Genomic DNA, 14821 nt, shown 5'->3' on the forward strand with positions numbered 1-14821 from the left:
CTCGCGATGGCGGTGGCACAGAGACAAATAAAAACGGCACCTTACGGTGCCGTTCGCATTACACAGTACAGACGCTTACTTACGCGCCGCCTCCCACGATTTCAGCAGTTCGGCATAGCTCACGGTTTCGCCTTTAGGCTTCTCGTTCGCCAGTTTCGCTTTCGGCGCACCCGGCTGATCGAACCAGTACTGCGCATCCCGCTCAGGATTCATTTTCGGCCCGCAGGTCGGTTGTACCTTGGAGCGTTCCAGACGGGTCATGATCGCATCCTGATCCTTGGCCAGACCGTCCAGTGCCTGTTGTGGCGTTTTCTCGCCACTGGCCGCTTCCGCGATGTGGCTCCACCACAGTTGTGCCAAACGAGGATAGTCCGGCACGTTGGTCCCGGTCGGGGTCCATTGCACGCGGGCCGGGCTGCGATAGAACTCCACCAGGCCACCGAGTTTCGGTGCCAGGTCGGTCATGGCTTGCGAGTTGATGTCCGACTCGCGAATCGGCGTCAGGCCGACGATGGTTTTCTTCAGGGATACGGTTTTCGAGGTCACGAACTGCGCGTACAGCCAGGCCGCGAGTTTTTGCTTTTCAGGCGTGGACTTGAGGAAGGTCCAGGAACCGGCGTCCTGATAACCGAGCTTCATGCCCTCCTCCCAGTACGGACCTTTCGGCGAGGGTGCCATGCGCCATTTCGGCGTGCCGTCGGCGTTCATCACCGGCAAGCCCGGTTTGGTCATGTCGGCGGTAAACGCGGTATACCAGAAGATCTGCTGGGCGATATTGCCCTGGGACGGCACCGGCCCGGATTCGGAGAAGGTCATGCCCGCCGCCTCCGGTGGCGCGTATTTTTTCATCCAGTCAACGTACTTGGTGGTCGCATACACCGCCGCCGGGCCGTTGGTATCGCCGCCGCGGGTCACGCTGGAGCCGACCGGATGACAATCCTCGACGCGGATACCCCACTCGTCCACCGGCAAACCGTTGGGTATGCCTTTATCGCCAGCACCCGCCATGGAGAACCAGGCATCGGTGAAGCGCCAGCCGAGGGACGGGTCTTTCTTGCCGTAGTCCATGTGGCCGTAGACGCGTTTGCCGTCAATTTCCTTGACGTCTTCGCTGAAGAATTTGGCAATGTCTTCATAGGCCGACCAGTTCACCGGTACGCCCAGTTCATAACCGTATTTTTCTTTGAATTTCGCTTTCAGATCCGCACGCTCGAACCAGTCGGCGCGAAACCAGTAGAGGTTGGCGAACTGCTGGTCGGGCAGTTGATAGACCTTGCCATCCGGCGCGGTGGTGAACGAGATACCGATGAAGTCTTTGATGTCCAGGGTCGGTGAGGTGTAAGCCTTGCCTTCGTTGGCCATCAGGTCGGTGATCGATTCGGTCTTGCCGTAGCGAAAGTGCGTACCGATCAGGTCCGAGTCGTTGACCCAGCCGTCATAGATGTTCTTGTCCGATTGCATCTGGGTCTGCAGCTTTTCCACCACGTCGCCTTCTTGCAGCAAGTCGTGGGTCAACTTGATCCCGGTGATCTCGGTAAAGGCCTTGGCCAGCGTTTTGGATTCATATTCGTGGGTCGCGATGGTTTCCGAAACCACCTTGATGCTCATCCCGCGAAACGGCTCGGACGCTTTGATAAACCACTTCAGCTCTTCGAGCTGCTGGGCTTCGGTCAGGGTGGACGGTTTGAACTCGCTGCCAATCCATTTCTTGGCGGCGTCTTCATAGGCATCGGCCCAGGCCGCAGCGCTCAACCCGCTGAGTGCCAGCATGGCTGCCAATGAAACGCTATGTCGCAGCTTATTGTTTTTGTCGAACATAGAGACCTCCTGTTTAGGTTTCGGGACATGCATGCCGATCGATTTCGACTAGCCCCAACGCATCACAGCCAACAGCCACACCAGGGACAACGCGAACGCTACCCAGATGCTCCAGTCGGTGACGCCGATTACCAGCAAATGCAGGTAGGCGCTGCCGAGAAGACCGATGAACAGCCGATCACCACGGGTAGTGGCAATCGGCAAAAAACCACGCCGAGGGATACTCGGCGAACGCAATTCCCAGGTCGTCATGCCCGTCAGGATCAAGGCTATGACGCTGAAGAACGCCGCCGTGGGGCCCGTCCAACTCATCCATTCCATCATCAGTTCCTCATACCCGGCCCAGGGCAAAGCCCTTGGCCACGTGGTTGCGAACAAACCAGATCACCAACATGCCCGGCAGAATCGTCAACACCCCCGCTGCCGCCAGCACGCCCCAGTCGATGCCGGACGCCGAGACCGTGCGGGTCATCACCGCCGCGATGGGTTTGGCGTTCACTGAGGTCAGGGTTCGCGCCAGCAACAGCTCGACCCAGGAAAACATGAAGCAGAAAAACGCCGTGACGCCGATCCCGGAGCCGATCAACGGGACGAAGATCTTCACGAAGAACTTGGGGAAACTGTAGCCGTCGATGTAGGCGGTTTCGTCAATTTCCTTGGGAACGCCGGACATGAAGCCTTCAAGAATCCACACCGCCAACGGCACGTTGAACAGGCAGTGAGCCAGCGCAACCGCGATGTGGGTGTCGAACAGCCCGATCGAGGAATACAACTGGAAGAATGGCAGCAGGAAAACTGCCGGTGGCGCCATGCGGTTAGTCAGCAGCCAGAAAAACAGGTGCTTGTCACCGAGGAAACGATAGCGTGAAAACGCATACGCCGCCGGCAGCGCCACGCTCAGGGAAATCACCGTGTTCAGGCTCACGTAGTACAGCGAGTTGAGATAACCGGTGTACCAGCTCGGGTCAGTGAAGATCACCTTGTAGTTGGCGAAGGTGAAATCCTGGGGAAACAGCGTCAGACCGCCGAGGATTTCGGTGTTGCTCTTGAAGGACATGTTCAGCAGCCAGTAGATCGGCACCAGCAGGAACAGGATGTAGATCAGCAGCGGAATCAGCTTTCTCTTGCTCATGGCGGGCCTCACCGATTGGCGTCAGAGTGAGTCATGGCGGTGTAGAACAGCCACGACACCAACAGGATGATCAGGAAGTACACCAGTGAGAAAGCTGCCGCCGGGCCGAGGTCGAATTGCCCTACGGCCATTTGGGTCAGCGTCTGACTCAAGAAGGTCGTGGCATTCCCCGGACCGCCCCCCGTCAGTACGAACGGCTCGGTGTAGATCATGAAGCTGTCCATGAACCGCAGCATCACCGCGATCAGCAGCACGCTCTTGAGCTTGGGCAACTGGATGTGTCGGAAAACCGCCCAGGCCGACGCTCGATCAATCCGCGCAGCCTGGTAATACACGTCCGGAATCGCCCGCAAACCGGAGAAACACAGCAGCGCAACCAGCGACGTCCAGTGCCAGACGTCCATCACCAACACCGTGACCCAGGCGTCCATGGTGTTGGATGCATAGTTGTAGCTGATACCCATGGCATTGAGGCTCGAACCGAGCAAACCGATGTCGGCCCGGCCGAAAATCTGCCAGATGGTGCCAACCACGTTCCACGGAATCAGCAGCGGAATCGCCAGAATTATCAGCACAACCGACGACCAACGGCCCTTGGTCGGCATGGTCAGGGCGATGGCGATGCCCAATGGAATTTCGATCAATAACACGCAACCGGAGTAGATGAACTGGCGCAGCAGCGAGTCATGCAGCCGAGGGTCGAGCAGCACTTGCTTGTACCAGTCGGCACCGACGAAGTAGCGGCTGGACTGGTCGAAGATGTCCTGCACCGAGTAGTTGACCACGGTCATCATCGGGATCACCGCACTGAATGCCACCAGCAGAAACACTGGCAACACCAGCCACCACGCCTTGTTGTTCTGCACCTTGTTCATGGCAGCACCTCCAGCAGGTAATCATCGGCATAGACCATCAGCCATTGCGCCGGAAAACTGATGTACGCCGTGCCTTCAGGCACTGGTTTGTCTTCGGCCAGGCGTACTTTCAGCGGCGCGCCGTCGAGGTTCAGGGTCATGATCTTGTAGGTGCCCAGGTCTTCGACGTGTAGGACCTGTGCCTGCATCGCGTCATCACAGGGTTCGTCCCACACATGAACGAACTCCGGACGAATGCCGACCTTCAGGATTTTCCATTCGGACTCGGCGATTTGTTTCTGCATCGCGTCGGACAACGGCAAGTGAGTCCCGGCAAAACCGACACCGCCGGCTTGAGGCTGGACCTCGATCAGGTTCATCCCCGGGCTGCCGATGAAATAGCCGACAAAGGTGTGGCTCGGCCGCTCGAACAATTCCCGTGGCGTGCCGAACTGCACGATCTGGCCGCCATACATCACGGCGATCTTGTCAGCGAAGGTCGAAGCTTCGAGCTGATCGTGGGTGACGTAGACCATGGTGATATTGAACTGCTCGTGAATCTGCTTGAGCTTGCGCCGCAGCTTCCACTTCAGGTGCGGGTCGATCACCGTCAGCGGTTCATCGAAGAGAATCGCCGACACGTCATCGCGCACCAGCCCACGGCCCATGGAGACTTTCTGTTTTTCATCGGCAGTAAGGTTGCGCGCCTTTTTGTACAGCAGTGCCTGGAGATCGAGGACTTCAGCGATTTCCTGCACCTTGGTGTGAATTTTCGCTTCTGCCATGCCCTGATTGCGCAATGGAAAGGCCAGGTTATCGAACACCGTCATGGTGTCGTAGACCACCGGAAACTGGAAAACCTGGGCGATGTTGCGCTTTTCCGGGGTCAGTTCGTTGACCACTTTACTGTCGAACAGCACCTGGCCCTGGGACGGGCTGAGTAACCCGGAAATGATGTTGAGCAAAGTCGACTTGCCACACCCCGAAGGCCCGAGCAGCGCATAAGCACCGCCCTGCTCCCAAACGTGGTCCATCTCGCGGATTGCGTAATCCTCAGGGCCAGTCGGCGTCGAGGTGTAGCTGTGGGCAAGGTTCTGCAAACGGATTTCGGCCATCAGGCAACCCTCGCAATGCGCCGACCGGGCGCCTGAACCAGCCGCCCCTGCATATCGAACACAAACAGTTTATGGGTCGGGATATAGATGCGAATCGGCGCGTCGACGTCGTATTCGTGAACACCCGGCAAATGCAGCACCAGCAGGAAATACTCGTTGCGCACGTGCAGGAAGGTTTCCGAACCGCTGATCTCGGCCACCTCGACGGTCACCGCCAGTTCCAGGTCATCGTCATTGCTCGGCACCAGCGAAATGTGGCTGGGGCGCACGCCAAAACGGAACTCGCCCTCGCCCACCGGCCGCAGATCGACGTTCAACGGAAAGTGCACAAAATTGGCGAAACTGACTTCGTTGCCGGCAATGCGCCCCGGCATCAGGTTGATCGGCGGTTCGGAGAACAACTCCGCCGCCAGCACGGTTTGCGGCTGGTGATACACCTCGGAGGACTTGCCGCTCTGAATCACCCGACCTTCGTGAAGAATCGTGGTGGTACCGCCCAGCGCCAGGGCTTCGTTGGGTTCCGTGGTGGCGTAAATTGCGATGGTGTGCCGGGCCTTGAACAGCTCGCGCATTTCCTGGCGCAGTTCTTCGCGCAGCTTGTAGTCGAGGTTGACCAGCGGCTCGTCGAACAGAATCAGCTCGGCATCCTTGACCAACGCCCGGGCCATGGCGGTGCGCTGTTGCTGGCCGCCGGAGAGTTCCAAAGGATAACGCTGGAGGAATTTCTCGATGCGCAGCATCTTCGCAGTGTCCAGCACTTTGCTCTGGATCAACTCGTTGGAAACGCCGGACTGGCGCAGCGGCGAAGCGATGTTCTCGAACACCGTCATGGTCGGGTAATTGATGAACTGCTGATAAACCATCGACACATTGCGCAAACGCACCGGGCGCTGGGTGACATCGACACCGTTCATCAGGATGCGGCCGCTGTCGGGCTTGTCCAGACCGGCCATCAGGCGCATGAGGCTGGTTTTGCCGGACAGCGTGCGACCGAGCAAAACGTTGAACGATCCGGGTTCGAAGTTAAGGCACGCATCATCGATCCAGGTTTGACCCTCGACGGTACGGCTGACGTGCTCCAGGATTAGTGACATGGCTCGGCCTTTTTATTATTGGAGTCAAGCGACCGGAGCACTACAGCGACATTCGTGCCAGAAATTCCAAGCGGTTGATCTGGCTTGGAAATCCTTCAAATGGAGGAAAAACCGCGTTCGTAGCTGAACAGAAATGAACAACCGCGACTGAACAATTGAACAATCCGGCGGTTGACAATGAACAATAGTGAACAACACTCTACGGACGCTTTGTCTTGCCTGCAGATGCGCAAAGTCGCAGAACCTGTGGGAGCGAGCCTGCTCGCGATAGCGGTGGATCAGTCAGCATTGAAGTCGACTGACCGATCGCTATCGCGAGCAGGCTCGCTCCCACAGGGAACTACTTATAACAACAATAAAAGCTTGCTCAGAGATCGACCGCCATGGCCGCACCTGCCCCGCCGCTCTCCCACGACGCCATCATCCAGGACTCCTGGTCCCGCTGCCGCGCGTTCGGGCTCGATCATCAGAGCGCACCAGCGTTCGATCAACTGCCGGCCGATGGCATCGCCCAGTTGCTGGAGAGCCAGCATTCACTGGTGCAGACCACCCATCAGGAAGTCCTGCCGTATTACGAGAACATCCTCAGCAACTCCAATTGCCTGATCATGCTCGCCGATAATCAGGGCCAGGTGCTGACGTCCTGGGGTACCCAGCGTTTCATTGAGCCGAGCCTGGCTCGCGGTTTCAGCGCCGGCGCCAGCTGGATGGAACGTTGCAGCGGGACCAATGCGATCGGCACTGCGCTAGCCTGCGAACAGGCCGTGCACATCGAACACGATGAACATTTTCTCAAGGCCAACCGCTTCATGACCGGCTCCGCCGCGCCGATTTTCGATGCCGAGCGCAAAGTGATCGCGGTGCTGGATGTGTCCAGCGACAGCTACCTGCCGCCGTCCCACACCCTGGGCATGGTCAAGATGATGAGCCAGACCGTGGAGAACCGGCTGATACTCAACCTGTTCCATGGCCAGCATTTCCAGCTGACCTTCAACACTGGGCTGAATAACCTCGACAGCCAATGGGCCGGGTTGCTGATCTTCGACGAAACCGGTCAGGTGCTGTCGGCCAATCGCCGGGCCGATAATCTGCTAGGCATCAGCCTGTCGCGGGTCAGCGTCGAAAGCCTGTTCAAAGTCTCTTTGCTGGAACTGCTGAACCAGCCGGACGGCCTGCCGTTTGCCCTGCAAGCCTCGGGGCGCAACCGTTTCCAGTGCCTGTTGAAACGACCGAAACAGGCGCCGATTCGGGCTCGTCTGTTTTCTGAACCTGAGCGTGCTGAACCCTCGGCGTCAGCGCCCGCCGTGATCAGCCTCAACACCCTGCATTTTGGCGACAGCCGCGTGGAAAAAGCCGTGCGCCAGGCCGAGCGTTTGCTGGAAAAAGACATTCCGCTGTTAATTCACGGGGAAACCGGCGTCGGCAAGGAAGTCTTCGTCAAAGCCCTGCATCAGGCCAGTTCACGCAGCAAACAGCCGTTCATTGCCGTCAACTGTGCAGCGATCCCCGCCGAACTGGTGGAATCCGAGCTGTTTGGCTATGAGAAAGGTGCGTTCACCGGCGCCAATCAGAAAGGCAGCATCGGGCTGATCCGCAAGGCGGACAAAGGCACACTGTTCCTCGATGAAATCGGCGACATGCCGCTACCGACCCAGGCCCGGCTGTTGCGGGTATTGCAAGAGCGTTGCGTGCAACCGGTGGGCAGCAGCGAGTTGTTCCCGGTGGACATTCGGATCATTTCAGCGACCAACCGCTCGTTGCGCGAACAGGTTCAGTTGGGGCGGTTTCGTGAGGATTTGTATTACCGGATCGGCGGTTTGACCCTTGAACTGCCGCCGCTACGGGAACGCAGCGATAAGGAAGCGTTGTTCAAACGGCTGTGGGAACAGCACCGCGAACCGAGCCAATGGGCGGGCTTGAGCCGTGAAGTGATGGAGCTGTTCAGCCGTCATCCGTGGCCGGGGAATTTGCGTCAGGTCAGCAGCGTGATGCAAGTAGCGCTGGCCATGGCCGAGGAACAACCGGTGCGGCCGGAGCATTTGCCGGATGATTTCTTTGTCGATCTGGAGATGGAGCCGGTGGATTCACCGGAGCCGGTAGCGGTCGACCTCAATGATGCCGAGGCATTGAATCGGCAGTTGCAGGCGGCTGGGGGGAATATTTCGCACCTGGCGCGGCGCTTGGGGGTTAGCCGCAACACCCTCTACAAGCGATTGCGCCAGGTTGAGTGACAAAGACCCCACGGGTTGTGTTCGGCTTGAGACCATCCGGGCAAGCCCGCTCCCACAGGGATTTGTGTCGTACACAAAATCGGAATCCACCTCGGCCATTGTGGGAGCGGGCTTGCCCGCGAAGACGTCAGCCCAGACACCGCCGCACTTGCGCAATGCACATAAACAAAAACCCGCACAAGGCGGGTTTTGTTTTGTAGCAAACGCAGCAATCAGTCAGCCAATCGCCAGGTCGTCCCGCCCTTGCCGTCTTCCAGTACCACGCCCATGGCGGTGAGCTGGTCGCGGATGCGGTCGGATTCGGCCCAGTCCTTGTTGGCACGAGCCGTCAAACGAGCCTGGATCAGTGCATCAACCTCAGCCGCATCGACCCGCCCTTCGGCACCGGCCTGCAGGAAGTCATCGGCTTCGAGTTGCAACACACCCAACACGCTGGCCAATTCCTTCAAGCGTGCCGCCAGACCAGCCGCCGCATCAAGATCGCTCTCGCGCAGACGGTTGATCTCGCGCACCATCTCGAACAGTACCGCACAGGCTTCCGGCGTGCCAAAGTCGTCGTTCATCACCTGAGTGAAACGCTCGACGAAGGCTTCGCCACCCGCCGGTGCCACGTTCGGCAGGCCTTTCAACGCGTGGTAGAAACGCTCGAGCGCGCCTTTGGCGTCCTTGAGGTTGTCTTCCGAATAGTTGATCGCGCTGCGGTAGTGGCTGGACACCAGCAGGTAACGCACGACTTCCGGGTGGTACTTTTCCAGCACGTCGCGAATGGTGAAGAAGTTGTTCAAGGACTTGGACATCTTCTCGCCATTGATGCGAATCATGCCGCAATGCATCCACGCGTTGGCGTAGGTCTTGCCGGTGGCCGCTTCGCTCTGGGCGATTTCGTTTTCATGGTGCGGGAACTCGAGGTCGCTGCCGCCGCCATGAATGTCGAAGGTTTCACCCAGGCAGCAGGTCGACATCACCGAGCACTCGATGTGCCAGCCCGGACGCCCGGCGCCCCATGGCGATTCCCAACTCGGCTCGCCCGGCTTGGCGGCTTTCCACAGCACGAAGTCCAGCGGATCCTGCTTGGACTCGTCGACTTCGATCCGTGCGCCGATGCGCAGGTCTTCGATCTTCTTGCGCGACAGCTTGCCGTAGCCCATGAACTTGGCGACGCGGTAGTACACGTCGCCATTGCCCGGTGCGTAGGCGTAGCCCTTGTCGATCAAGGTCTGGATCATCGCGTGCATGCCCGGGATATGGTCGGTGGCACGCGGTTCCATGTCCGGCTTCTTGATATTCAGGCGCGCTTCATCTTCGTGCATCGCCGCGATCATGCGCTCGGTCAAAGCTTCGAACGACTCGCCGTTCTCGTTGGCCCGATTGATGATCTTGTCGTCGATGTCGGTGATGTTGCGCACGTAGGTCAGGTCGTAACCGCTGAACCGCAACCAGCGGGTCACCAGGTCGAACGCGACCATGCTGCGGCCATGGCCCAGGTGGCAGTAGTCGTACACGGTCATCCCGCAGACGTACATGCGCACCTTGTTGCCATCCAGCGGCTTGAAGACTTCTTTGCTCTTGGTGAGCGTGTTGTAGATCGTAAGCACTTTATGTTGTTCCTTGAATCACTGGCCCCACGAATCACGCAAGGTCACGGTACGGTTGAACACCGGAGCGCCCGGTTTCGAGTCCTTGATATCCGCGACGAAGTAACCTTCGCGCTCGAACTGGAAACGGTCTTCCGGCTGTGCATTGCCCAGCGAAGGCTCGGCACGACAACCAGTGAGAACTTGCAGCGAGTCAGGGTTGATGTTGTCCAGGAAACTGGCGCTGTCTTCGGCCTTCTCAGGGTTGGCCGAACGGAACAGGCGATCATACAGACGCACTTCGCACTCGACGCTGGCGGCGGCCGGCACCCAGTGCACCACCCCTTTGACCTTGCGGCCTTCCGGGTTCTTGCCCAAGGTTTCCGGATCGTAGGAGCAACGCAGTTCGACGATGTTGCCATCGGCGTCCTTGATCGCTTCGTCGGCACGGATCACGTAGCTGCCGCGCAGACGCACTTCGCCGTTTGGCTCCAGGCGCTTGTAGCCCTTCGGCGGCTCTTCCATGAAGTCTTCACGGTCGATGTAGAGCTCACGGGCGAACGGCAGAACGCGCACGCCCATGTCTTCTTTCGGGTGGCACGCCAATTCGAGGTTTTCGACCTGGCCTTCCGGGTAGTTGGTGATCACGACTTTCAGCGGACGCAATACGCACATGGCGCGTGGGGCGCTGTGGTCGAGGTCGTCACGGATGCTGAATTCGAGCATGCCAAAGTCGACCACGCCGTCGGAACGGTTGGTGCCGATCATTTCGCAGAAGTTGCGGATCGATTTGGGCGTGTAGCCACGGCGACGGAAACCCGACAGCGTGGACATGCGCGGATCGTCCCAACCGTGAACGTGCTTTTCATCAACCAGTTGCTTGAGCTTGCGCTTGCTGGTGATGGTGTAGTTCAGGTTCAGGCGGCTGAATTCGTACTGACGCGGTTTCGCCGGTACTGGCAGGTTCTCGAGGAACCATTCGTACAGCGGACGATGGCTTTCGAACTCCAGGGTGCAGATCGAGTGGGTGATGCCTTCGATGGCGTCCGACTGACCGTGGGTGAAGTCGTAGTTCGGGTAGATGCACCACTTGTCGCCGGTCTGGTGGTGATGGGCATGACGGATGCGATACATGATCGGGTCGCGCAGGTTCATGTTCGGCGAGGCCATGTCGATCTTGGCCCGCAGCACGCGTGCGCCGTCCTTGAATTCGCCGGCCTTCATGCGGGCGAACAGGTCGAGGTTTTCTTCAACCGAGCGGTCACGGAACGGGCTGTTCTTGCCCGGTTCGGTCAGGCTGCCACGGTATTCCTTGGCTTGCTCGGGGGTCAGGTCGTCGACGTAGGCCTTGCCGGCCTTGATCAGTTCTACCGCCCAGTCGTGCAACTGGTCGAAATACTGCGAGGCATAGCGCACTTCACCGGACCATTCGAAGCCCAGCCATTTGACGTCGCTTTCGATCGCGTCGATGTATTCCTGGTCTTCCTTGGCCGGGTTGGTGTCGTCGAAACGCAGGTGCGTGACGCCGCCGAATTCCTGGGCCAGACCGAAGTTCACACAGATCGACTTGGCGTGACCGATGTGCAGGTAGCCGTTGGGCTCAGGCGGGAAACGGGTGACGATCTGCGTGTGCTTACCCGAGTCCAGGTCCGCCTGGATGATCGGGCGCAGGAAATTGACCGGCACGGCAGGGCCGGTCTTGGAATTCGAGGTAGGGTCGACAGTGGGCTTGCTCATAGGATCCTTGAACGTACAAGTGCGCGGCCAGTTGGCCAAATCAAAGCGGCTGTTATAAATCAAAGGGGCTTATCATAGCCGATGCTGTCAAGTGGCTGACAGAGCAGGCCGGCAATCGGCTGCATTTAATCGGCCGGCAATGAAAAACAGCCTCGAAATTCGCGCCCGGCACGCTAAACTGCGTGCCTTGGCCGACACTGGCCGGACTGGTTGAGGGCTGTAGAGCCCCGAAACCCACGAATTCATAGAAAAAAGAGTACCGATCATGACCCAAGTCAAACTGTCCACCAACTTCGGCGACATCGTCCTGGAACTGAACGCTGAGAAAGCCCCGATCACCGTGGCCAACTTCATCGAATACGTCAAAGCCGGTCACTACGAAAACACCGTTTTCCACCGTGTCATCGGCAACTTCATGATCCAGGGCGGCGGTTTCGAGCCAGGCATGAAAGAAAAGAAAGACAAGCGCCCAAGCATCCAGAACGAAGCCGACAACGGCCTGCCGAACGTGAAGTACAGCGTGGCCATGGCCCGCACCATGGAGCCGCATTCGGCTTCCGCCCAGTTCTTCATCAACGTGGCTGACAACAGCTTCCTGAACCACAGCGCCAAGACCGTTCAGGGTTGGGGCTACGCTGTATTCGCCAAAGTAGTCGAAGGCACCGACGTGGTCGACAAGATCAAAGGCGTGGCCACGACTTCCAAAGCCGGCCACCAGGACGTACCCGCAGAAGACGTGATCATCGAGAAAGCCGAGATCATTGAGTGATACTGCTGATTTCAGACTTGCATCTGGAAGAGGAGCGCCCGGACATTACCCGGGCGTTTCTGGATTTGCTCGCTAGACGTGCCCGCTCGGCGAGTGCGTTGTACATTCTGGGCGACTTTTTCGAGGCGTGGATTGGCGACGATGCCATGACGCCGTTCCAGCGTTCCATCTGCCAGGCCCTGCGCGACCTCAGCGACAGCGGCACGGCCATTTATCTGATGCACGGCAATCGCGACTTCATGCTTGGCCAGGCTTTCTGCAAACAGGCCGGCTGCACGTTGTTGAAAGACCCGAGTGTCGTGCAGTTTTACGACGAGCCCGTGCTGTTGATGCATGGCGACAGCCTCTGCACCCGCGACGTCGGCTATATGAAGCTGCGACGTTACCTGCGCAACCCGATCACCCTGTTTATCCTGCGGCACCTGCCCTTGCGCACACGCCAGAAACTGGCGCACAAGCTGCGCAGTGAAAGCCGTGCGCAGGTGCGGATGAAGGCCAATGACATTGTTGATGTCACACCGGAAGAAGTGCCGCGGGTCATGCAGCACTATGGCGTGAAGACCTTGATCCACGGGCATACCCATCGCCCGGCCATCCACAAGTTGCAGATTGGCGAGCAGGCGGCCAAGCGTATTGTGTTGGGGGATTGGGACCGTCAGGGCTGGGCGTTGCAGGTGGATGAGAATGGGTTTGCGCTGGCGCCGTTTGATTTCACCCCGCCGCCACAACTGGCCGCACCCGCAAACTAACGGCCGAACAAAAGAACCTGTGGGAGCGGGCTTGCCCGCGATGACGGTGGATCATTCAACAACGTTGTTGAATGATCTTCCGCTATCGCGGGCAAGCCCGCTCCCACAGGGGTTTGTGTTTATCTCAATGACCGGAAGCAGCAGGCCCCGCCTTCGCCGCAAACGGCGGTTTCGCCAGCCACACCAGCAGAATCAACCCCATGAACGCCCACCCCAGCAACGTGAAGTAATCCACGGTGGAGAGCATGTACGCCTGGCTGGTCAGCACATGATCCAGTTGCGCGTAAGCCGGGTTACCCGCCCCGCCGAGCGTGTTCAACGCCTCCCGGGTCGCCGGCTCATACGTGGTGATGCTTTCACTCAAATATGCATGGTGTTGATCGGCCCGGCGAATCCAGATCCAGGTGGTCAACGATGCCGCAAAACTACCGCCCAGGGTCCGCAGGAAGGTCGCAAGTCCTGCGCCGTCGGCAATCTGGCTCGGCGGCAAGTCCGACATCAAAATGCTCAGGGTCGGCATGAAGAACAGCGCCACGCCAATGCCCATGAACAGCTGCACCAGCGCGATGTGCTGGAAGTCCACTTCGTTGGTAAACCCGGCGCGCATGAAGCAACTCAAACCGATGCAGAGGAACGCGCCACCGGCCAATAGTCGGAGGTCGAAACTGTGCGCGTACTTGCCGACAAACGGCGACAGCAGCACCGGCAAAATACCGATCGGCGCCACCGCCAATCCGGCCCAGGTGGCGGTGTAGCCCATTTGGGTTTGCAGCCATTGTGGCAGGATCAGGTTGATACCGAAGAACCCGGCATAACCGCCCACCAGCACGATGGTGCCGATACGAAAGTTGCGGTAAGCGAACAACCGCAGGTTGACCACCGGGTGTTTGTCGGTCATTTCCCAAATCACGAACACCGCCAGCGCAATCACTGAAATAGCCGCGCCGACGATGATGAAGTTCGATTCGAACCAGTCCAGATCATTGCCCTTGTCGAGGATCACCTGCAATGCGCCGACACCGACGATCAAGGTGATCAAACCGACGTAATCCATTGGCTGGTAACTGGTCACCACCGGACGCGTCTTGAGTTGCTGGCGCACCACCATCACCGCAAAAATCCCGATTGGCACGTTGATAAAGAAAATCCACGGCCAGCTGTAGCTGTCGGTGATCCATCCGCCGAGGATCGGCCCTGCAATCGGCGCCACCACCGTGACCATCGCCAGCAACGCCAGGGCCATGCCTCGCCTGGCGGGTGGATAGACTGCGATCAACAGCGTCTGGGTCATCGGGTACAAGGGACCTGCCACCAGGCCTTGAAGCACCCGAAAGCCGATCAGCTCCGGCATCGAGGTTGAGATGCCACAGAGAAACGAGGCCAGCACGAACAGGATCGTCGCCCAGAGAAACAGCTTCACCTCGCCGAAACGCCGGCTGAGCCAACCGGTCAGCGGCAGCGCAATGGCGTTGCTCACGGCAAACGAGGTGATGACCCAGGTGCCCTGCTCCGAACTCACGCCCAGGTTGCCGGAAATCGTCGGCAAGGCCACGTTGGCGATGGTGGTGTCGAGCACCTGCATGAAGGTCGCCAGCGACAGGCCGATGGTGCTGAGCAGCAGGCTGGGCGGCGTGAAAGACGCGTTATTGCTCATCGCAAATCCTTTGAAACCTGATTGGCACGGCGCCTATTACTGACGCAGCTGACCTTATGGGAGTGAGCCTTTGTGGCGAGGGAGCTTGCTCCCT

12 protein-coding genes are annotated in these 14821 nt (G+C 58.8%); 3 read left to right on the forward strand and 9 right to left on the reverse strand.

Annotation, left to right across the window (positions count from 1 at the left end):
- Positions 1–75: 75 nt before the first annotated feature.
- From AB7M26_RS24785 to AB7M26_RS24810, 6 genes are read right to left on the reverse strand one after another with little or no spacing between them, the layout of a single operon-like run.
- Positions 76–1818, reverse strand: a complete 1743-nt coding sequence (locus tag AB7M26_RS24785) for an ABC transporter substrate-binding protein (RefSeq protein WP_123496647.1) — start codon at positions 1816–1818, stop codon at positions 76–78.
- Between the two features lie 48 nt (positions 1819–1866).
- Complete coding sequence (locus AB7M26_RS24790) at positions 1867–2139, reverse strand: DUF2160 domain-containing protein (RefSeq protein ID WP_032830117.1); 273 nt, start codon at positions 2137–2139, stop codon at positions 1867–1869.
- Positions 2140–2149: 10 nt separating this feature from the next.
- Entirely contained in the window at positions 2150–2950 is an 801-nt protein-coding gene (locus AB7M26_RS24795) for a carbohydrate ABC transporter permease (RefSeq protein WP_007896138.1), read from the reverse strand.
- An 8-nt stretch (positions 2951–2958) separates the two neighbouring features.
- Positions 2959–3825, reverse strand: coding sequence for a carbohydrate ABC transporter permease (locus AB7M26_RS24800; RefSeq protein ID WP_123496645.1), 867 nt, complete (start codon positions 3823–3825; stop codon positions 2959–2961).
- On the reverse strand, positions 3822–4919 hold the full coding sequence (locus AB7M26_RS24805; protein WP_123496642.1) for an ABC transporter ATP-binding protein: 1098 nt from the start codon (positions 4917–4919) through the stop codon (positions 3822–3824). Before AB7M26_RS24805 ends, AB7M26_RS24800 begins: the two co-directional genes overlap by 4 nt.
- Positions 4919–6013 carry an ABC transporter ATP-binding protein gene (locus tag AB7M26_RS24810; protein WP_123496641.1) on the reverse strand — a complete coding sequence of 365 codons (1095 nt, stop codon included), beginning with the start codon at positions 6011–6013 and terminating at the stop codon, positions 4919–4921. The genes AB7M26_RS24805 and AB7M26_RS24810 overlap by 1 nt, the downstream gene beginning before the upstream one ends.
- A gap of 383 nt (positions 6014–6396) precedes the next feature.
- On the opposite strand from AB7M26_RS24810, the gene AB7M26_RS24815 reads away from it, so the two are divergent.
- Positions 6397–8244 (forward strand): sigma-54-dependent Fis family transcriptional regulator, encoded by a 1848-nt coding sequence (locus AB7M26_RS24815; RefSeq protein WP_123496639.1) that lies wholly within the window; start codon positions 6397–6399, stop codon positions 8242–8244.
- Between the two features lie 212 nt (positions 8245–8456).
- Here AB7M26_RS24815 and cysS read toward each other — a convergent pair whose 3' ends face one another.
- Positions 8457–9839, reverse strand: coding sequence for a cysteine--tRNA ligase (cysS, locus tag AB7M26_RS24820; protein WP_123496637.1), 1383 nt, complete (start codon positions 9837–9839; stop codon positions 8457–8459).
- 18 nt (positions 9840–9857) lie between these two features.
- On the reverse strand, positions 9858–11555 hold the full coding sequence (locus tag AB7M26_RS24825) for a glutamine--tRNA ligase/YqeY domain fusion protein (protein ID WP_008068272.1): 1698 nt from the start codon (positions 11553–11555) through the stop codon (positions 9858–9860).
- A 265-nt stretch (positions 11556–11820) separates the two neighbouring features.
- Between AB7M26_RS24825 and AB7M26_RS24830 the strand changes: the two genes are divergently transcribed.
- The gene (locus AB7M26_RS24830; RefSeq protein ID WP_123496635.1) at positions 11821–12324 is read left to right on the forward strand and encodes a peptidylprolyl isomerase; all 504 of its coding nucleotides are present in this window, start codon (positions 11821–11823) and stop codon (positions 12322–12324) included.
- Positions 12321–13073, forward strand: a complete 753-nt coding sequence (gene lpxH, locus AB7M26_RS24835) for a UDP-2,3-diacylglucosamine diphosphatase (protein ID WP_123496633.1) — start codon at positions 12321–12323, stop codon at positions 13071–13073. The genes AB7M26_RS24830 and lpxH overlap by 4 nt, the downstream gene beginning before the upstream one ends.
- A gap of 124 nt (positions 13074–13197) precedes the next feature.
- Here lpxH and AB7M26_RS24840 read toward each other — a convergent pair whose 3' ends face one another.
- Positions 13198–14727 carry a DHA2 family efflux MFS transporter permease subunit gene (locus AB7M26_RS24840; protein ID WP_123496631.1) on the reverse strand — a complete coding sequence of 510 codons (1530 nt, stop codon included), beginning with the start codon at positions 14725–14727 and terminating at the stop codon, positions 13198–13200.
- Positions 14728–14821 lie beyond the last annotated feature (94 nt).

The organism is Pseudomonas sp. F-14 TE3482 (assembly GCF_053629455.1).